Raw genomic sequence first — 19,394 nt, 5'->3', positions numbered from 1 at the left:
CCTTGTGGGAGAAGGTGGCCGCGAAGCGGCCGGATGAGGGGTGCTCCAGCTTGGCACCAACAGCACTCCGGCCAGCACCCCTCTTCCGTCTTGGCGCTGCGCGCCAATCCACCTTCTCCCACAAGGGGAGAAGGAAGAAGGGCCGGCGCCTACCGCGCATATTTCTTCGCACCGACCACGCAAAGCACGACGGCGGCGGTGACGGCGATCATGGCGGGGCTTACCTGCTCGTGCAGCAGCATTGCCGCCAGGCCGAGGCCGAAGAAAGGCTGCAGAAGCTGCAACTGCCCGACCGCGGCGATGCCGCCTTGCGCCAGCCCGCGATACCAGAACACGAAACCAATCAGCATGCTGAACAGCGAGACATAGGCCAGGCCGATCCAGGCGGCCTTGCCGACGTTTTCGAGCGACGGTGGCATGGTGATGAGCGTCAGCGCCAGCATGACCGGCAGCGACACCACCAGCGCCCATGAGATCACCTGCCAGCCGCCAAGTTTGCGCGACAGCGTGGCGCCTTCCGCATAGCCCAGTCCGCACACGATGATTGCCGCCAGCATCAGCATGTCGCCAAGCGGCGAGGCCGAGACACTTTGGGTCACCGCAAATCCGGCAACCAGGGCGCTGCCAAGACATGAAAACAGCCAGAAGGCCGGTTTGGGGCGATCGCCGCCGCGAATGACGCCGAAGATCGCGGTCGCCAGCGGCAACAGGCCGATGAAGATGATGGAATGGGCCGAGGTGACGTGCTTGAGCGCCAGCGCGGTCAGCAGCGGAAAGCCGACCACGACGCCGAGCGCGACGATGGCCAGCGACAACAGATCCTGCCGTTCCGGACGCTTCTGGCGAAAGACGAGCAGAAGCGCCAGGCCGAGGATGCCTGCCGTGGCAGCGCGGGCGACGGTCAGGAAGGCCGGATCGAAATCCATCACCGCAACCCGCGTTGCCGGAAGCGATCCGCTGAAAATCAGCACGCCAACAAATCCGTTGATCCAGCCGCCCGCCGTCTTGTCCATCGCATGCTCCTGATGTTCTCGCCCTCTATCGGGCCGGACCTATGGCGCCGCCAGAGACAATGAGGTACAGTTTGATGAAACTGTCATGGCAGTTTGAGCAGTACGGATGGACGAGCAGACGACGGCAAATGTGGGCAGCAGGACGCTTGTCGAAAGCGTCATGGCGACGATCAGGCACAGGATCGCCGCGCGCAGCCTGACACCGGGAACACGATTGCCTTCGATCCGGGCTTTCGCGAAAACCATGCAGGTTTCGAAATCCACAGTGGTGGAAGCCTATGAGCGTCTTGCCGCAGAAGGCATCATCCGCTCGCGTCCGGGTTCGGGCTTTTATGCCGCCGGACCGTTGGCTCCCTTGTCGCTGGCCGAGATCGGCCCCAGGCTTGACCGTGCCGTCGATCCGCTCTGGGTTTCGCGCCAGTCGCTGGAAGCCGGCGACGGCGTGCTCAAACCCGGTTGCGGCTGGCTGCCGGCCGCGTGGATGCCGGAGGCCGGATTGCGCCGGGCGCTGCGGACAATGGCACGCGGCGATGATGTCACGCTGACCGATTACGGCACTCCGCTCGGGCTGCCGCCGCTGCGTCATCTGCTCGCCCGGCGCATGGCAGAGCACGGCATCGAGGCGTCTCCCGACCAGATCATGCTGACGGAATCGGGCACCCAGGCCATCGACCTCCTGTGCCGGTTCCTGCTCGAACCGGGCGACACGGTGCTGGTGGACGACCCCTGCTATTTCAACTTCCATGCCCTGTTGCGCGCTCATCGGGCCAAGGTGGTCGGCGTTCCCTATACGCCGTCGGGACCGGATATCGAGCTGTTCGCGCAGGCGCTGGTCGAGCACCGGCCGCGCCTCTACATCACCAATTCCGCGCTTCACAATCCAACGGGTGCAATTCTGTCGCCGGTCGTCGCCCACCGATTGCTCAAGCTCGCCGACCAATCGGATCTGACGATCATCGAAGACGATATCTTTGCCGACTTCGAACACACCCCGGCACCCAGGCTGGCGGCGTTCGACGGTCTTGGTCGCGTGGTCCATATCGGCAGCTTCTCCAAGACGCTTTCGGCGTCGGTGCGCTGCGGCTTCATCGCGGCTCCGCGCGACTGGATGGAAGGGCTGACCGACCTCAAGATCGCCACGTCCTTCGGCAGCGGCAGGCTTGCCTCCGAACTGGTGCTGACGCTGCTGAAGGACGGCAGCTATCGCAAGCACGTCGATTTGCTGCGTACGCGGCTTTCACGCGCCATGGCTGAGACAGGCAGCCGCCTGAAGGCGATCGGCATCATGCCGTGGATCGACCAGCCGACCGGCATGTTCTTGTGGTGCAGACTGCCGGAAGGCGTCGATGCAGCGGAAATAGCCCGCCGCGCCTTGTCGGCCAATGTCGTGCTGGCGCCCGGCAATGCGTTCAGCCTGTCCCAAACCGCCAGCCGTTTCCTGCGCTTCAACGTCGCGCAGTCGGCAGACGAGAGAATTTTCAGGACGCTCGAAGAGGCGATGTCGCATTGATTTTCCCGCACTGTCCCTTCTCCCCTTGTGGGAGAAGGTGGCCTCGCCCACGGGTCTTGCCTCCGGCAAGCCCGAGGACAGGCTCCGCGAGGTCGGATGAGGGGTGTTCCAGCTTGGCACCAACAGCACTCCGGCCAACACCCCTCAACCGTCTCGGCGCTGCGCGCCGATCCACCTTCTCCCACAAGGGGAGAAGGCAAGATGGTGCTTGGCTCTCCTCACGGCCCTGCCCGCCTGCGCCGCCGCTCATAGAGCATGACCAGGGTTTCGGCGGTCAGCGCCGGCTTCTTCTCACCTTCGATCTCAACGATGTTGGCCGCCTTCATCAGATACTGGCCGGGGCCCTTGTCCTCCATGGACAACAGCGTGATCCGCAGCCTGATGCGTGCGCCGGCCCTGACCGGCGCCAGGAACCGCACCTTGTCAAAACCATAGTTGAAGACGGCTTGCGTGTTTTCCGGCACGATGCCCATGTCGAGCGCCAGCGCGCCGATGATCGACAGCGTCAGATAGCCGTGCGCGATGGTGGCGCGGAACGGGCTCTGCCGCTTCGCCCGCTCTGGATCGACATGGATCCATTGGCGGTCGCCGGTGCATTCGGCGAACTGGTCGATGCGGCTCTGGTCGACCGTCGTCCAGTCCGACACGCCAAGCTCCTGCCCTGTCATCGTCCTGAGCTGTTCGTAGGTCGGCGGCGGCCTCAGCCGTATTTGCGTCATTCCTGCTTTCCCGATCGCTTGCCCTGCCTCCGGACCACGAACCGGCCGCCTCTGTCAATTCGCTCGGTGTGTTCCGCCGCGATATCCTCGGCCGGATCGCGCCAGTGCCGGTGTAGAGCTGGCAACAGGATTATCGAGCAAAAGGAACTTTGTGCGCCTCGGCGGGACCAACACCAAGGCTTTCGCCAGCCGGGATGACGACAGAAAAGTCCAGCGGCTTGGGAAACAGCCTACTTCTTGTCGTAGCCGCTGCGGATTTCCTCCATCGCCTCCTTGATGCGCTCGCGCAGGATCTCGACCGATTCGGTGCCGGATTTCCTGGCCAGCTCGGCCACCTCGCCGGCATTCTTCAATGCGGTTTCGAAGGATTTCCTGGCGAACGCCGTTTGCTTGGCCATCAGCTCCCGAGGATCGCCCGGCGCCCTGTAGTCCTGTGCCATGTCGGCGATCTCGTGCAGCGTGTCCTGCAGCATCTCGCGTTGCCTGGAGAGCATCGACGACGCTCCGGCAGCACTTGCCCTGGCCGACTTTTCGAGTGCCTCGAGGTTCTTGCGATGATGGCTGAGGATCGCCTCTACATCGACGTTCGGCAGCTTCAGGTCGCGGCCGAACCTGCCGAACATGTCGATGAAGGTGTCGGATTCCGGTCGCTTTGCCATGGTGGTTTTCCTCTGTTGCTGCGAATTCGGCAGCTGAAGAGAAACAATAGACCAGCGGAGCTTCGCGGTCCATTCGGCCGCGCACACATCGCGCCTCAGCCGACGAGGAACAGCCGTTCCAAAGTGTGGAGCACGACGCCGGCCAGGCCGCCGATGACCATGCCGTTGAAGCGGATATATTGCAGGTCCCTGCCGATGTTCATTTCGATCAGCCTGGTCAGTTGCGCAAGGTCCCAGCGCTTGACCTGATCGGCGATGAATTTCGAGACGCCGCTCTTCTGGCTTTCGACGAACGACGACAGCGCAACGATAAACCCCTGGTTCATGTCGGCCCTGATCTGGGCGTCGCCGGCAAGATGGCGGCCGACCTCGACGAACATGCTGGCGAGATGGGCGCGGATCATCGAATTCGGCGCCTTGGCGTCCTGCTCGATGAACACACTGAGGCTTTCCCACATGTCGCCGGCCAGCGCCTTCAGCTCCGGCCGGGCGAGGAAATCGCGCTTCAGTTTCTCGGCGCGCTTGGCGTATTGCTTGGATGTCCTCAGCCGCTCGACGAAGCTCAGGACAAAACGGTCGAATTCGGCGCGCATCGGGTGGTCGGGATCGGCCCGCACCTCGTCGAGCAGCGAACCGGCCGAGGCGACGATCTTCTTCAGCAGATAGGCGTCGGCGCGAAACAGGTTGAACAGCGACGGCAGCTCCTCGCGGATCTTCTCGCGCATCGTCGCCAGCGCCTGCTCGTCGCTCAGGAAGCGGCCGACCACCTTGGTGAATTCGTCGAACAGTCTTTGGTGGCGGCGATCATCGGTCAGGGCCGACAGCAACTCGGCGGCGAGCGGCGCCAGCGGCACCTTTTCGATCTGCTCCAGCATGCGGCTGCTGACGAAGCCGCGCAGGCCGGATTGCTCGATCGCCGCCAGTGTCTGCGGCACCAGCCGGCCGACGAAATGCGACAGATCGGCGGCGCGGTTGGGGTCGGCAAGCCAGTCGGCAACGAGCGCGGAAAAATCGACCTCGGCAAGCTTTTCGCGCACCGGCTCGGGCGCCAGGAAATTCACCTCGATGAAGCGGCCGAGATTATCGGCGATGCGGTTCTGGTTCTCCGGGATGATCGCGGTGTGCGGGATCGGCAGGCCGAGCGGTCGCCTGAACAGCGCCACCACCGCATACCAGTCGGCCAGCCCGCCGATCGTCGCCGCCTCGGCGAAAGCGGCGACGAAACCCAGCCACGGATAGTGGCCCTCGAACGACTTGGCCACCGCAAAGATGAGGACGCAGAGCGTGAGCGCTGCGGTGGCGACGAATTTTGTGCGCCGAAGCGCCGAAAGCTTGGCCTCCGCGTCGGCATCGAACCGGGCGGATGCCAAAGCCGGTGCTGATTGTGACATGGATGAACTGCTCCTGGTCGATGTCGCGGACTTAACTTAGTGATCCGCCCACCCGAATGCGCGCCATATCAGGGTCGTGGTTTGCACGACCGCCCACATAAACATGATGAAAATATTCAACTATCATGCGGTGCTTGTCTGGAATTATTCCAAGGTATAGGCCATATTAGGGGTTGAGCTATTGCTTCGTGAGGACACTATGCGGCTGACACGCCAGACCAACTACGCCATGCGCATTCTGATGTATTGCGCCGCGAATACCGACCGGCTGAGCCGTATCCCGGAGATCGCTGCCGCCTACTCGGTATCCGAGCTCTTTCTCTTCAAGATCCTGCAGCCTTTGGTCGAGCATGGTCTGGTCGAGACGGTGCGCGGCAGGAACGGCGGCGTCAGGCTCGGCCGGCCGGCCGAATCGATCACCCTATTCGACGTCGTGCGCGTGACCGAAGAGAGCTTCGCCATGGCCGAATGCTTCGAGAACGACGCCGCCGAATGTCCGCTGGTCGACAGTTGCGCACTGAATTCGTCGCTGCGCGAGGCGCTCAACGCCTTCTTCGCCGTGCTCGAGCGCTATACGATCGCCGACATGGTGGCAGCGCGCCCGAATGTGCGCCACCTGCTCGGCATCGACATGCTGGTGCAAAGGGCGCCGGCCGCTTGAGTCGGGTCGAGCCATAGCCGACAGCGCTTGCGCTGCCCCTCACCTGCCTGCCGGCATCCTCTCCCCGTATAGTGACGGGGAGAGGATGCCTTCATCGACGATTTCGTCATTCTCCATCGTTGCAAGATGGCCGCCGAGGCTGCGGCCAGCCCCTTCTCCCCGTCACTATACGGGGAGAAGTGCCCGGCAGGGCGATGAGGGGCAGCGCCGACCCTTGCAAGTTGGAACGCGTTGGTTGCAGCCCGGCTGACCATCAGACCAGCCTTACGCCGCTGACTGCGGCAGGACGAACGGCATGTCTCCGGCCGGCAGCACGCCGACCCGCAGCCGGCAATCGAATACTTTTTCGATCAGATCGTCGCTGAGCACGTCCTGCGGTGAGCCGGTGGCGGCAAGCCTGCCGCGGTGCATGACGAAGATCCGGTCGGCATACATCGCCGTCAAGTTGAGGTCATGCAGGATCGCGACAACGCCGCCGCCCCGCCTGGCGAAATCGCGGGCGATGTTCATGATGATCAATTGGTGCTTGATGTCGAGGCTGGAAACCGGCTCGTCGAGGAAGAGATAGCGCGGTTTGCCGTCGAGGACCGGCGCCCAGACCTGGCAGAGCACACGGGCCAACTGCACGCGCTGCTGCTCGCCGCCCGAAAGCTCCTGGTAGAAACGGCCGGCAAAGCCGTCGAGATCGACGCGCGACAGCGCCCGTTCGGGCAGGCGCTCGTCCTCGCCGGGCAGCGCGCCCGAGCGCCCGCCGAGCAGGCCAAGCCTAACGATCTCGCGCACCGTGAACGGAGACGACAGCGTCGTCGCCTGCGGCAGCACGGCGCGCAGCATGGCGGCCTCGACCGGCTTCATCACCGACAGGTCGCGACCGTTGATGGTGACCTCTCCCGAATAGGCAAGATCGCCGGACAGCGCCCTCAGGAAGGTCGTCTTGCCCGAACCGTTGGGACCGACGATGGCCGCGATCTCACCGGGCCGCATCTCGAAATCGACATTGGCGACGATGCCCTTGCCGCCGATCGCCACCGAGACATCCCGCGCTTCTATCATGAAAACCCTCTCACAGGCCCCCCTCTCATAGGTCGATAACCCCACGCTTGCGCAGCAGGATCCAGAGGAAGAACGGGGCGCCGGCGATCGCGGTGACGATGCCGATCGGCAGCTCCGCCGGCGCCACGATGGTGCGGGCGACGGCATCGGCCAGCAGCAGCAGGCAGGCGCCAAGCAGGGCCGAGGCCGGCAGCAGATAACGATTGTCCGGGCCGATGGCCAGGCGCAGCAGATGCGGCACGACGATGCCGACAAAGCCGATGCCGCCGCTGACGGCGACAGACGCCCCGACCGCCGCCGAGACGCCGATGATGGCCGTGTATTTCAGCCGCTGAACCGGAATGCCGAGATGGCCGGCGGTGGCTTCGCCCAGCGCCAGCGCGTTGAGGCCGCGCGCCAGGAACGGCATCGCCGCCAACGCCAGCACGATCACCGGCCCAACGGAGCCGATTTTCTGCCAGGTCGCGCCGGCGAGCGAGCCGAGCTGCCAAAAAGTCAGGTCGCGCAACTGCCGGTCGTCGGCCATGAAGATCAGGATACCAGTCAGCGCCATGGCAAGGGCCGCCAGCGCGATGCCGGCAAGAAGCATGGTGGCGACCGAGGTTTGGCCGCGCCGGGTGGCCACCTGATAAAGCACCAATGTCGTCGCCAGCCCGCCGCAGAACGCCGCCAGCGGCAGAGCGAGTGTGCCCAGCATCGAAGTTATCGGCGCCAGCACTGTGGCGCCAAGCACGATGACGGACACCGCGCCGAGGCTCGCTCCGGCCGAAACGCCGATGAGACCGGGGTCTGCCAGCGGGTTGCGGAACAGCCCTTGCATCACCGCGCCGGAGACGGCCAGCGCTGCGCCGATCAGCACACCGAGCGTGACGCGCGGCAGGCGGATGTCGTAGACGATCAGGCGGTCGCGCGCGCTCAGCGCCTCGTTGGCGGGTGCTGCACCCAACAGCCAGTCGCCGACGACGCTGACGGCCGAGGCATCGGATGCGCCTGATGTCAGCGAAAACAGCACGGCAACGGCAAGTCCGAGGCACAAAGCCAGGATGGCGATGCGCGCGCGCCCCGAGCGGTCGCCGTCGGATGCTGTCGCCATAGTGCTCGAACCAGCGATCGATTGATCCACCATCGGGCGCCCGATCAGTCCGCGGCCTGCCCGCCGTAGAGCGAGGCGGCAAGGTCGCGGATGACGTCGGCGGTGCGCGGCCCGAAGCCGAGCAGATAACCGCCATCCATGCGGACCACCTTGCGCGCCGCACCCGCTGGAGTCGACAAAATGGACGGGTTCGCGAACAATTCGTCGTCCGATACGCCGGGACCGGCGTTGTTCATCATCAGGATCACGTCGGGCCTGGCGTTGATGACAGCCTCGTCGGACAGTTGCTTGTAGCCGGTGAAGCCGTCGACCGCGTTGACACCGCCCGAAAGCTTGATGATGCCGTCGGCGGCGCTGTTGCTGCCGGAAGCGAGGATCTTGCCGCCCTGCATCGACAGCACGAACAGGACGCGTTTGCGGTCCTTGATCGAAGCGGTCTGCTTTTCGGCGGCCTTCAGCTTGGCATCGATCTCGGCTGCCAGCGCATCGGCCTTGGTGTCGGCGCCAAGCGCCTTGCCGACGATGCGGATCTTCTCGAGAATGCCTTCGTGGTCGTAGTGCTCGGGCACCTCGATGAACGGGATGCTCGTCTTCTTCAGCACATCGACGGTTTCCTTCGGCCCGCTGCCGTGCAGTGCCAGGATGCCCGACGGATTGACCGACAGCACGCCTTCCGGCGACAGCTGGCGCATGTAGCCGACGTCAGGCAGCTTGAGCGCCGCCTCGGGATATCGGCTGGTCGAATCGCGAGCGACCAGCCGGTCCTGCTCGCCGAGGGCAAAGACGATCTCGGTGATCGAACCGCCAATGGCCGCTATCTTCGACGGGTCCGCAAAAACCTCCGTGCCTTCGGCAGCGCGGGCCGGCAGCGCGAAGGCCATGCAAAGGCACATCGTGGCCCCAAGCGCCATTCCAAAAACACGCGCCCGTTCAAGCAAAGCAGCCATTGTGGTTGTCCTCAGGCTGCGGTCGGGCTTGGAATGCGCGGCAGGTTCTCTGTCAGAAACCGCCAGTCCTCGCGCTCGCTTTCGCCTTCGTGGCGCTTGCCGAAGAACTGGATGATCATCTTGCCGTCGGCGCCATAGGCCTCGAGAGACGTGACATGGCCATCCTTGGTCGGCTTGCGCACAGCCCAGACCTCTTGGATGTGGTCGGTCCGCAGATGCAGGTGGAAGGTCTCGTCCAGCACGTTGATCCACGGCCCCATCGGCTTGATCGACTTGATGGGGCCCGAATGGATCTGGATGCAGCCGCGATTGCCGACAAAGCACATGATCGGCATCTCGCCCTCGGCGGCATGATGGAACATGGCGCTGACGGAATCGTTGTCGAGCAGCCAGGCATAATCCTGGCCAACCATGCGCAGCGCCTGGCGGCGGTCGAGCTTCAGCGTCTTCAGCATGCCGAAGAACTGATGCACGTCGGTCAGCCGGCTCCAGCGGTCGCGCAGATCGTCGACATCAGCGGAAGCGGCGGAAGCCTCGGCCTTGCTTTCAGGCCCGGCTTCTGAAATCGACCCTTCCTCTGAAATCGCGACACTCGACTCCTGGTTCGGCGATTCCAACTCAGCCACCAGCTTCTGATAGGCATAGAGGTTGGACGCTGGCCGCAGATGCACCTTGTGCACCGCCTCGCCTGCCGCATCGAAGAACTGCAGGCTGCGCCTGATATCGCCGCCGTCGCGCTTTTCGACGGCAAAGCCGTGCGCCCAGGCTTTCGGGAAGATGCGCAGGTCGATGTTCTCGCCGAGCACCATGGCATTGTGGTTGCCGGTCACGACCTTGTCGTAGACGCCGATCTTCTCGTGCACGGCGCTTTCATTGCGCGTCAGCGCCATGACCTCGCCGACGGCCTCGAGGCCGGTCAAAAGATCGTTGACGCGCGGCTCGACGCGGAGGACGCCGTCGCCGCAATGCGCGGCGACCAGCTCGGCCTCCGAAATGCCAAGCTGGGCGGCGAGATCGCGCTCGCGCGTCTTCGGATTGTCTGCCCGCGCCCGCCGGATCTCGTGCGGCGCGGGCCTTACGCGCTGGTCCATATTTTTATTACCTACTTGTTGAGGATGAGCTTGCCCTGGCGGGTGATTTTTAGCCGGTAGAGCGCTCCGTGATGCTCGATACCGATCTCGTGCTCGCCCTGGAACAGCGCGTTGCTGGACAGGGTCCTCACCGTCAACGGCACCCGATCGAAACGAGCCGAATTGTCGTCGGAACGGCGAACGCGATCGCGAAAGTCACTGGACCGAAAGTCATTGGGCCGAAAGTCTTTGGGATTGTGCGTGTTCATCTGGTTCGATCCCTTTCTCGAGCCGGGCCTGGTCGGCTGGCGCGGCGCTGCGTGAAATGCCGATTCATTTCTTGACTTTAACACTCATGTTTACTAGTCAGTGCAATACCGGACTAGATGAGTCAAGATTTAAGAAGCCGGACACAACGAAAAATGCCGGCGCATCAAGCCGGCCAGCATCGAACCAGGATTTTTGGAGTTGGGGCATGGGGTTGGGGAATTGGGGACGGCTGGGTCTGGCGAATAGCAGCCCAGATCCGGGGCATAGAGGTCCGGCGCATCGATCGATGGCAAAGGGCACGGCAGCATTGCTGGCGGGTGCTGCGGCGATCGCGCTGCTCACCCCGTCGGCCCATGCTCAGTCGGCCAATGCCCAACAGGCCGCCCAAACTGCAACAGATCAGCAGCAGGCCGAACAGGCGCAGACGCCTGAACAGCCGGCCGCGGCAGGCGCAACGCTGCTCGACCAGATCCTGGTCGTCAGCCGCACCGGCGAGACGGCGATCGATTCCCTGGCTTCGGTCAGCCATGTCGATCAGGAGCAATTGCAACGCCGCATGGCGACGACGCCCAACGACATGCTGTTGGGTGTGCCGGGTGTAGCGGTCCAGGCCGACGCAAGGCGCGTCTCCTCCAGCATCAACATCCGTGGCTTGCAGGATTTCGGCCGCGTCGCGGTCATCGTCGACGGTGCGCGGCAGAATTTCCAGCGCTCCGACCACGGCCCGCAATCGACCTTCTATATCGACCCGGAACTCATCAAATCCGTCGACGTCATTCGCGGCCCGGTCGCCAACACCTATGGCTCGGGCGCCATTGGCGGCGTCGTCCTGTTCGAGACCAAGGACGCGGACGACTATCTTCGCGACGGCGAGACATGGGCGGCGTCCGCGACCGGGCGCTATGAGAGCAACGGCGAAGGCTGGACGACCAGCGCTGCCGGCGCCTACCGTTTCAACGAAAACTGGGATGTCCTCGGCAACATCGTCTATCGCGACTATGACGACTACAAGGATGGCGGCGGCGATACGGTCGACGGCACCGGCTTCGACGTCTTGAGCGGCCTTTTGAAGACAACCATCCGCCCCAGCGAAAACAGCGAACTGAAGCTGGGCTGGAATGGCACGAGCGACGGCTGGAACGAGGTCAGCGGCGGCACGCCGGTGAATGACGTCGACCTCGAGGCGAATACCTTCACGGCGCGCTACAACATCACCGATGAGGACAAGAGCTGGCTCGATCTCCACGTCAACGCCTCCTACAACAAGACCAACATGGAGATGACGAGCCTGGTTGCGCAAAACCGCTTTGATCCGGTCACCGGTCTTCCCATCGTCCTGCCGGCGGGCTCGATGTCGACTTTCGATGTCGGAACTTCGGGCATCGACATCTGGAACACCTCGCGGTTCGAGACCGCCGGCATTGCGCACGAACTGACCTATGGCGGCGACTGGGTTGGCGACGATGTCGAGACGGGTGGCGCCGCAGGCGGCGCCAGTTTCTATACCCCTTCGGGCAAGCGAAACGTTTCCGGCGCCTACATCCAGGACAAGCTCACCTGGGACTGGCTCGAAATCATCGCCGGGCTGCGTTACGACAGCTACAAGCTCGAAAGCGATGTCGGCGAAACCTCCGGCGACCGGCTGTCGCCGCGCATCACCGTCGGCGTCTCGCCGTTCGAAACCGCCAGCCTTGCGGGACTGCAATTCTACGGCACCTATGCCGAGGGATATCGCTCCCCGTCGCTGTCGGAAACCCTCATCAGCGGCAATCATCCGGCAGGCGTCAGCTTTCCCTTCCTCCCCAATCCCGATCTGAAGCCTGAAACCGGCAAGACCGTCGAATTCGGTGTCAACTACAAGCACGACGACATCGTCGAGGCCGGCGACGCGTTTCGTTTCAAGGCGGCCTACTTCAACAACGATGTCGACGACTACATCAAAGGCGTCACCCTGTCGGCCTTCGACCCGACCAGCGGCTGCCCGTTCGGCCCCGGCATCCCGATCTGCTTCCAGTACCAGAACTTTGCAGAAGCCAGGATCCGCGGCTTTGAAATGGAAGCCGTCTATGACGCCGGCTGGGGTTTCGCCGGGCTTTCCGCGTCGATCATCGATGGCCACACCATCTCCTACGACGGCGAGCGGGCAGACCTTGTCACCGTCCCCTCTTCGCAGGTCACCGGGCAACTCGGCTTCCGCTTTCTGGAGGACAAGCTGACCGTCGGCGGCGAGGTGCAGTATAATGGCAGGCCGAAGGGCAATCCGGTGGCCAGGGACTACACGCTGGTCAACGTCTTCGCCAGCTACCAGGCGACCGACAATCTCAAGGTCGATTTTCGCGCTGACAATTTGTTCGGCGTCAAATACACCAACCCGTTGAATGCACCCGCCACTGTTGTAGTTTACGAGCCTGGCGTCACGCTGAAGCTGGCGGCGACAATGCGATTTGGAGGCTGACGACAATGACAAGCTTGACGGCATCGCTTCGCCTGCTGACCTCGGTGCTGGCCATGCCGCTTGCGATGGGTCCGGCGTGGGCGCAACAGGCTGCGCCGGCCCCTGCTCTCACGCTTGAGCTTAATGGCGCGCAGGCCTCCGAAAAAGGCTGCCGTCTGACGTTCGTGGTCAACAACACGCTCGGCGCCGACCTCTCGAAGGCAGCGTTCGAGATCGCGCTGTTCAACGAGGCCGGCGTCGTCGACCGGCTGACGGTGCTCGACTTCAAGGACCTGCCGGCGGGCAAGACCAAGGTGACGCGTTTCGATCTTGCCGGCGCCGACTGCGCCAAGGTCAGCCGCGTGCTGATCAACAGCTCGACCGAATGCGCCGGCACCGGCATCAAGCCGGACGCTTGCATGCGCGGACTGAAGACCGAGACCAAGACCGGCATCGCCTTCGGGGTCTGAGAAGGCAGACTGGAAGCGGGTACGAAGCCGGCCTGTTGCCGCCAGGGCAAATGATGTTGATTTGACAAGTCCGCGCCGGTTGCGGCAGGTCTCGCCGCGAGCCATGCAGAACATCAGTCCCCTCCCCGACGCCGATGGCGAACTGGCGCTTGCGCCGACCGGACCGCTTGCGCCGGCCCGACCGTCAGCCATGAGCCGCAATTGGACGGCGGCGATCGTCGCCTCCTGCCTGTTTCATGCGGCGGTGGCGGCCGCTTTTCTCATCGCACCTGCCGGCAGGTTTGATGCCGGGGACGCAATCGAGATGGAAGGCGCCGATCGAACCGGCGCCGACGTGGTCGGCAGCGACTTGAATGGTAAGGTGCCGGGCGCGATGAACGTCACCCTGGTGCCCGACCCGCGGCCGGCCAAGCCTGAGGTCAAGCCCCAGCTCAAGCCAGAGCCGCCTGCCGACCGGCCCACCGGTGACCGGCCGATCAGGGAAATGGCCACGCAGCCGCCCGCGCCCTTGCCGCAGATTGTCGAGCAACCCACTGCCGCGCCAGACATGATGGCCGACAGCCCGCGGCTGGACGAGCAGCGCGTGGCTCCGAAGATCGAAACGCCGGCAGAGCCGGCTGCTCCGGCGCAAAGCGCCGAGGTGCCTCCTGCCGATGTCGGACAGCCGCCGATCCCGACGCCAAGGCCGAGCCCGACATCAGGTCCTGTCGGAGCCGGCGAAACCAACGAGGCCCGCGGCGCCGCCGATGGCGAGGAACGCGACGCGGTGGCTTCCAGCAAGGGCAATGAGCAGGCAGCGGCAGGCAATGCGATCGAATCCGGCTACAGCGGTGAAGTCCAGAAGAAGCTTGCCCGCGCCAACCGTCATGTTTCGAAAGCGATACAGGCGAGCGCTCGCAACAATGCCAGGGTCGTTTTCGTTGTCATGGCCGACGGCAGCATCAGCGACATACAGCTAGCCGAAAGCTCAGGTTCTGCGGAGCTTGATCAATTCGCTTTGACACTGGTGCGCAAGCAAGCGCCTTTCCCTCCCATTCCAACCGAAACCGGCAAGTCAAGCTGGGTGTTTAAAGCGCGGATTGGTCCATTTTAACAGCCTGCGCCTCATCGTTTCAGGGCACCACCATCACAATTCACCAATCGCGAAAGGATCGCCAATGTACATCGCCATGAACCGCTTCAAGGTCCAGAACGGCTCCGAGGAGGCCTTCGAGGACGTTTGGAAGAACCGTGATTCAAGCCTTTCGGAGATGAAAGGGTTCAGGCAATTTCATCTGCTGCGCGGTCCGGTCAACGAGGCCGAAGGCTACACGCTGTTTGCCTCGCACACCGTGTGGGCGAGCCATGAGGATTTCGTCGCCTGGACCAAATCCGAGAACTTCCGCGCCGCGCACCGCAACGCCGGCTCCACCAAGGTGCACTATCTCGGCCATCCGCAGTTCGAGGGCTTTTCGGTCGTCGAGGGCGCGTGAGTAGTCTCCGACCCATGGCTCCCTTGGGCTTTTGCCGATCGGCGCCTGACGAATAGGGCGCCGTCGGCGAAGCTGCCAATCTCCCCCCTTGTGGGGGAGATGCCCGGCAGGGCAGAGGGGGGCGCTGTCCCGCCGGCCTGCTGATCAAAGGCATGCCTGCTCCTACCATCACTCTTTTCGCAGAACTTGACGCGCACAAGTCGATCAATTTCAGACCGCAACCTTCGGCGCATGGCGGGCAGAAAAAAGCAAAGCCGGCGATCCTTCACGCCCCCCTCTGTCCTGCCGGACATCTCCCCCACGAGGGGGGAGATCGGCCGTCATCTCGGCCTTCGCCAATCGTGGGAACGCAGGAAAGCCCCGGCCGACCCTTACGCCGCGGCCAGCAGGCTGGCGTTGCCGCCGGCGGCCGTAGTGTCGACGCAGACGGCGCGCTCATGCGCATAGGCGGCCGGGTTGAGCATTTCGCTGACCAGCGGCACGATCGGGCCGGCGCGATCGGCGATCACCTTGCGCACGATGCGAGCGGCCTCGGGCGTGCCGGAAAAGGCAACGACGTCGACACGCAGCGCGCGTGCCTCGACCGGGTCAGGCCGGCCGTCGATGGCCGCCAGCGGCAGGCCCTTGCCGGTCAGTGATGACAGTGCTGCCGGCGCACCCGGCGCGACGGCCAGCACCGCATTGCCGGCGGCGAGCGCCTGGATGGTCTGGGCAAGCAGCGTGTCGGCGTCCGGTCCCAGGCAGAGCACGCGGCCGCGCGGCGACAGCGACAGCGTGTTGGCCTCGCCGGTCGGCCCGGGCAAATCGACCTGGCCGAAATCGATGCGTGCGGCAGCACCGATGGCCGCGGCACCCTTGCCGCGCAAATGCTTCCTCAGCACGGCAACGCGGTCCGCCCGCGTCGACCAGCCGCCAAGCGTCGGGTCCGGCAGATTGTCGGCAAGTTCGGTCGCCGTCACCTTGCGGCCGTCAAGAACAGGCGTGCCCGCCTGCGGCCCCTTGCGGAACCGCCTGAGATAGTGCGGCCCGCCGGCCTTCGGTCCGGTGCCGGAAAGTCCTTCGCCGCCGAACGGCTGCGAGCCGACCACGGCGCCGATCTGGTTGCGGTTGACATAGATGTTGCCGGCATGGATGCCGTCGACGAAATGCTGGGCGCGGCCTTCGATGCGGGTGTGCAGGCCGAAGGTCAGGCCATAACCCTTGCGGTTGATCGCGGCGATGACCCCGTCGATATCGTCGGCGTCGAAGCTGGCGACATGCAGCACCGGCCCGAACACCTCGCGCTCGATGTCCTCGATGCCCTTGACCCGAAACACATGCGGCGCCACGAAGCGGCCATCCTTCGGCGCTTCGAGATTGGCGATCAGCCGGCCCTGCAGGCCCATCTCAGTGCAATAGTCGCGGATCGATTTTTGTGCCTCCTCGTCGATGACCGGCCCGACATCGGTCGAGATCCGCCAGGGATCGCCGAGGCTGAGCGCTTCCATCGCGCCTTTCAGCATGTCCAGCATCTTCTTCTCGACGTCCTTCTGCACGTAGAGCACGCGCAGCGCCGAGCAGCGCTGGCCGGCGCTCTGGAAGGCCGAGGCCAGGATGTCGCGCACCGCCTGCTCGGGCAGCGCAGTGGAATCGACGATCATCGCATTCAACCCGCCGGTCTCGGCGATCAGCATGGCGTCGGGCGCGGCAGTCTCGGCCAGCTGCTTTTCGATCAGCTTGGCGACCTCGGTCGAGCCGGTGAAGCAGACGCCGGCAATGCGCGGATCGGCGGTCAGCGGGCCGCCGACCGAGGGGCCGTCGCCGGGCAGAAGCTGGATGACGTCTTCCGGCACGCCGGCTTCGCGCAGCAATTCGACGGCGCGGAAGGCAATCAGCGGCGTTTGCTCGGCCGGCTTGGCGATGACCGAATTGCCGGTGACGAGTGCTGCCGCAATCTGGCCGGTGAAGATGGCGAGCGGAAAGTTCCATGGCGAGATGCACGCGATCACGCCGCGCGCCTCGGTTCCCGTTTCGGCATTGGCCGCCTCCGTCGCGTAATAGCGCAGGAAATCGACCGCCTCGCGCACTTCGGCGACGCCGTCGGCCAGCGATTTGCCGGCCTCGCGTGTGGCGAGCGCGAAGAATTCGATGGCGTTGGCCTCATAGAGGTCGGCCGCGCGGTTGAGGATGGCGGCGCGCTCGGCGACGGCGCGCTTCGCCCAAGCCGGTTGCGCCTCCACCGCGATGCGCATGGCGGTCGCAACCTGCTTGGCGGTGGCCTCGCTGACCGTGCCGACCACCTCGTCGGGCTTTGCCGGATTGACCACCGGACGCTGTTTGCCGTAGCCGGCGGCACGGGTGATCGGCCTGGCGTGCCAGCGGTCCGGCCCGGCGAATTCAGCCCTGGCCTTGTCGATCGCGGCCAGCGTCACCGGATCGGTGATGTCGAACCCCTTCGAATTGCGGCGGGCAGCACCGAAGATCGCCGACGGGCTGGGAATCGCCGGATTGGCGGCCGGCCCCTGTTTCTCGATGGTTTCGAGCGGGTCGCGAGCAATATCCTCCGGCTCGACCTCCTCGTCGGTGAGTTGGTGGACGAAGGAGGAGTTGGCGCCGTTTTCGAGCAGCCGGCGGACCAGATAGGCAAGCAGGTCGGAATGCGCGCCGACCGGCGCATAGATGCGGCAGCGCGTGCTCTCGGCCCGCCGCACCGTCTCATGCAGCGCCTCGCCCATGCCGTGCAGGCGCTGGAACTCGAAGGAGTCGCGATCGCCGGCCATCGACAGGACGGCGGCGACGGTGTGGGCGTTGTGGGTGGCGAATTGCGGATAGATGCGGTCGGTCATCGACAGCAGCTTTTTCGCGCAGGCCAGGTAGGAGACGTCGGTGTTGGCCTTGCGGGTGAAGACCGGATAGCCGTCGAGCCCGAGCGCCTGCGCCCGCTTGATCTCGGTGTCCCAATAAGCGCCCTTGACCAGCCGCACCATGATGGTGCGGTCGTGCTTCTTCGCCAGCGCATAGAGCCAGTCGATGACGAAGGCGGCGCGCGGACCGTAGGCCTGGACGACGACGCCAAAGCCGTTCCAGCCGGCAAGTTCCGGCTCGGCCAGCACCCGCTCGATGATTTCGAGCGACAGGTCGAGGCGGTCGGCCTCCTCGGCGTCGATGTTGAGGCCCATGCGCGAATGGCGCGCCGCCAGCGCCAGCGACAAAAGCCTCTCGGCCATCACAGGCAGCATTTTTTCCTTCTGCGTCGCCTCGTAGCGCGGATGCAGCGCCGACAGCTTGACCGAGATGCCGTGATTCTGGCGGATGTCGGGGCCGTTGGCGCCGGCATCGAGCGACGAGATGGCGTCGGCATAGGCCTTGAGATAGCGCAGTGCGTCGGCCTCGGTGCGGGCCGCCTCGCCCAGCATGTCGAAGGAATAGAGATAGCCTTTCTGGGTCATCGGCCGGCCGCGCTTGACGGCCTCGGCAATGGTGCGGCCGAGCACGAACTGCTCGCCCATTTCGCGCATGGCGGCGGCGACCGCCCTGCGGATGACCGGCTCGCCCAGCCGGCGCACCATGGCGCGCAGCGTGCCTTCGACGCCGTCCTCGCCTTCGTCGAGCACCCGGCCGGTCAGCATCAGCGCCCAGGTCGACGCATTGACGAAGATCGAGCTCGAGCCGCCCGAATGCGCCGACCAGTCATGCGGCGCGATCTTGTCGGCGATGAGGTCGTCCATCGTCTCGGTGTCCGGCACCCGCAGCAGTGCTTCGGCCAGGCACATCAGCGCGACGCCCTCCTTGGTGGACAGGCCGTAAGCGGACAGAAAAACTTCCATCAGCCGCGGATCGGACGAGCCGCGCACCGCCCGCACCAGATCGGCGGCGCGGGCCGAGATTGCCTTGCGCTCTTTCGTCGAAAGCCCTGTCGCCTCGGCCAGCCGCTTCACGGCCTCGTCTTCGTCAGGCAAGTAATTGGCACGGATCTGCTGGCGGATGGCTTCGAGCGCTGGCATGACGGTCCTGTGGAGCGAGCATCAGGGAGCGGTCCGGCGGTCACCGGACCGAATGACCCAAGCTAACACAAAGCGTAGTTTCGATCGGTCCAAAGAAATCGACAGGAGAGGTCGATTGATCTATCATTCAACCGGAATTCCTCCAATTTGACCAGATATTTGATGACAGAAGACCAATTGGACCGCATCGACAGGAACATCCTTTCGGCGCTGGGCAGAGACGGCCGGCTTTCGATGTCGGAACTCGCGGCAAAGGTCGGCCTGTCGAAGACGCCGGTGCAGGCGCGGGTCAAGCGGCTGGAAAAGGACGGCATTATCCGAGGCTACCAGGCGATCGTCGACCGTGAGCGCATGGGCGAAGGCCATGTCGCCTTCGTCCAGGTGAAACTGTCGGACACCCGCTCGGCCGCGCTCGACGCCTTCAACCGCGCAGTGCAGGCGGTGCCGGAGATCGAGCAATGCCACATGATGGCGTCGAGCTTCGATTATCTGCTGAAAGTCCGCACCACCGACATCGCCGCCTACCGCCGCGTGCTCGGCGAGCGCATCTCCGCCCTGCCCCACGTCGCCCAGACCTCGACCTTCGTGGCGATGGAGACGGTGAAGGATCGGTAGGCGCTGCGGTGCGGTAAGAACCTTCGATGCCGGC

Annotated in this window: 17 protein-coding genes; 7 read left to right on the top strand and 10 right to left on the bottom strand. The window is 64.4% G+C overall.

Annotation, left to right across the window (positions count from 1 at the left end; all coding sequences use genetic code 11):
- Positions 1-149: 149 nt before the first annotated feature.
- The gene (locus AC0L3D_RS33630) at positions 150-1,013 is read right to left on the bottom strand and encodes a DMT family transporter (protein WP_473628930.1); all 864 of its coding nucleotides are present in this window, start codon (positions 1,011-1,013) and stop codon (positions 150-152) included.
- A 106-nt stretch (positions 1,014-1,119) separates the two neighbouring features.
- On the opposite strand from AC0L3D_RS33630, the gene AC0L3D_RS33625 reads away from it, so the two are divergent.
- Entirely contained in the window at positions 1,120-2,523 is a 1,404-nt protein-coding gene (locus AC0L3D_RS33625; protein ID WP_473628931.1) for an aminotransferase-like domain-containing protein, read from the top strand.
- A gap of 218 nt (positions 2,524-2,741) precedes the next feature.
- On the opposite strand, the gene AC0L3D_RS33620 is transcribed toward AC0L3D_RS33625, so the two are convergent.
- The 3 genes from AC0L3D_RS33620 to AC0L3D_RS33610 all read right to left on the bottom strand — a co-directional run bounded on the left by AC0L3D_RS33620 (position 2,742) and on the right by AC0L3D_RS33610 (position 5,292).
- Positions 2,742-3,242, bottom strand: a complete 501-nt coding sequence (locus AC0L3D_RS33620; protein WP_027156157.1) for a MaoC family dehydratase — start codon at positions 3,240-3,242, stop codon at positions 2,742-2,744.
- 230 nt (positions 3,243-3,472) lie between these two features.
- Complete coding sequence (locus tag AC0L3D_RS33615) at positions 3,473-3,901, bottom strand: phasin family protein (protein WP_473494571.1); 429 nt, start codon at positions 3,899-3,901, stop codon at positions 3,473-3,475.
- A gap of 95 nt (positions 3,902-3,996) precedes the next feature.
- The gene (locus AC0L3D_RS33610; RefSeq protein ID WP_473647246.1) at positions 3,997-5,292 is read right to left on the bottom strand and encodes a DUF445 domain-containing protein; all 1,296 of its coding nucleotides are present in this window, start codon (positions 5,290-5,292) and stop codon (positions 3,997-3,999) included.
- A 199-nt stretch (positions 5,293-5,491) separates the two neighbouring features.
- Between AC0L3D_RS33610 and rirA the strand changes: the two genes are divergently transcribed.
- Entirely contained in the window at positions 5,492-5,953 is a 462-nt protein-coding gene (rirA, locus tag AC0L3D_RS33605) for an iron-responsive transcriptional regulator RirA (protein WP_091598109.1), read from the top strand.
- 264 nt (positions 5,954-6,217) lie between these two features.
- Here rirA and AC0L3D_RS33600 read toward each other — a convergent pair whose 3' ends face one another.
- From AC0L3D_RS33600 to hemP, 5 genes are read right to left on the bottom strand one after another with little or no spacing between them, the layout of a single operon-like run.
- On the bottom strand, positions 6,218-7,006 hold the full coding sequence (locus tag AC0L3D_RS33600) for a heme ABC transporter ATP-binding protein (RefSeq protein WP_473647245.1): 789 nt from the start codon (positions 7,004-7,006) through the stop codon (positions 6,218-6,220).
- A gap of 25 nt (positions 7,007-7,031) precedes the next feature.
- The gene (locus AC0L3D_RS33595; protein ID WP_473647244.1) at positions 7,032-8,132 is read right to left on the bottom strand and encodes a FecCD family ABC transporter permease; all 1,101 of its coding nucleotides are present in this window, start codon (positions 8,130-8,132) and stop codon (positions 7,032-7,034) included.
- Between the two features lie 11 nt (positions 8,133-8,143).
- Complete coding sequence (locus AC0L3D_RS33590; RefSeq protein WP_473628942.1) at positions 8,144-9,010, bottom strand: heme/hemin ABC transporter substrate-binding protein; 867 nt, start codon at positions 9,008-9,010, stop codon at positions 8,144-8,146.
- Positions 9,011-9,057: 47 nt separating this feature from the next.
- Positions 9,058-10,137, bottom strand: a complete 1,080-nt coding sequence (locus AC0L3D_RS33585; protein ID WP_473628936.1) for a hemin-degrading factor — start codon at positions 10,135-10,137, stop codon at positions 9,058-9,060.
- 11 nt (positions 10,138-10,148) lie between these two features.
- Entirely contained in the window at positions 10,149-10,385 is a 237-nt protein-coding gene (gene hemP, locus AC0L3D_RS33580) for a hemin uptake protein HemP (RefSeq protein ID WP_473628937.1), read from the bottom strand.
- A gap of 287 nt (positions 10,386-10,672) precedes the next feature.
- On the opposite strand from hemP, the gene AC0L3D_RS33575 reads away from it, so the two are divergent.
- The 4 genes from AC0L3D_RS33575 to hmuQ all read left to right on the top strand — a co-directional run bounded on the left by AC0L3D_RS33575 (position 10,673) and on the right by hmuQ (position 14,762).
- A complete protein-coding gene (locus AC0L3D_RS33575; protein ID WP_473647243.1) occupies positions 10,673-12,841 on the top strand; it encodes a TonB-dependent hemoglobin/transferrin/lactoferrin family receptor in 2,169 nt (722 codons plus the stop codon).
- Positions 12,842-12,846: 5 nt separating this feature from the next.
- The gene (locus tag AC0L3D_RS33570) at positions 12,847-13,290 is read left to right on the top strand and encodes a hypothetical protein (protein WP_473630498.1); all 444 of its coding nucleotides are present in this window, start codon (positions 12,847-12,849) and stop codon (positions 13,288-13,290) included.
- A 103-nt stretch (positions 13,291-13,393) separates the two neighbouring features.
- Entirely contained in the window at positions 13,394-14,383 is a 990-nt protein-coding gene (locus AC0L3D_RS33565) for an energy transducer TonB family protein (RefSeq protein ID WP_473647242.1), read from the top strand.
- 64 nt (positions 14,384-14,447) lie between these two features.
- Positions 14,448-14,762: a heme-degrading protein HmuQ gene (gene hmuQ, locus AC0L3D_RS33560; RefSeq protein ID WP_473647241.1), complete on the top strand. Its 315-nt coding sequence runs from the start codon at positions 14,448-14,450 to the stop codon at positions 14,760-14,762.
- A gap of 371 nt (positions 14,763-15,133) precedes the next feature.
- Here the strand turns inward: hmuQ and putA are convergent, their stop codons facing one another.
- The gene (gene putA, locus AC0L3D_RS33555) at positions 15,134-18,745 is read right to left on the bottom strand and encodes a bifunctional proline dehydrogenase/L-glutamate gamma-semialdehyde dehydrogenase PutA (protein WP_473647240.1); all 3,612 of its coding nucleotides are present in this window, start codon (positions 18,743-18,745) and stop codon (positions 15,134-15,136) included.
- A gap of 162 nt (positions 18,746-18,907) precedes the next feature.
- Between putA and AC0L3D_RS33550 the strand changes: the two genes are divergently transcribed.
- A complete protein-coding gene (locus tag AC0L3D_RS33550; RefSeq protein WP_473647239.1) occupies positions 18,908-19,360 on the top strand; it encodes an Lrp/AsnC family transcriptional regulator in 453 nt (150 codons plus the stop codon).
- Positions 19,361-19,394: the final 34 nt, after the last annotated feature.

The sequence above is a fragment of the Mesorhizobium sp. WSM4837 genome (assembly GCF_055811435.1).
The sequence above is the reverse complement of the archived record's forward strand: the minus strand, read 5'-3'. Positions and strand labels throughout refer to the sequence as shown.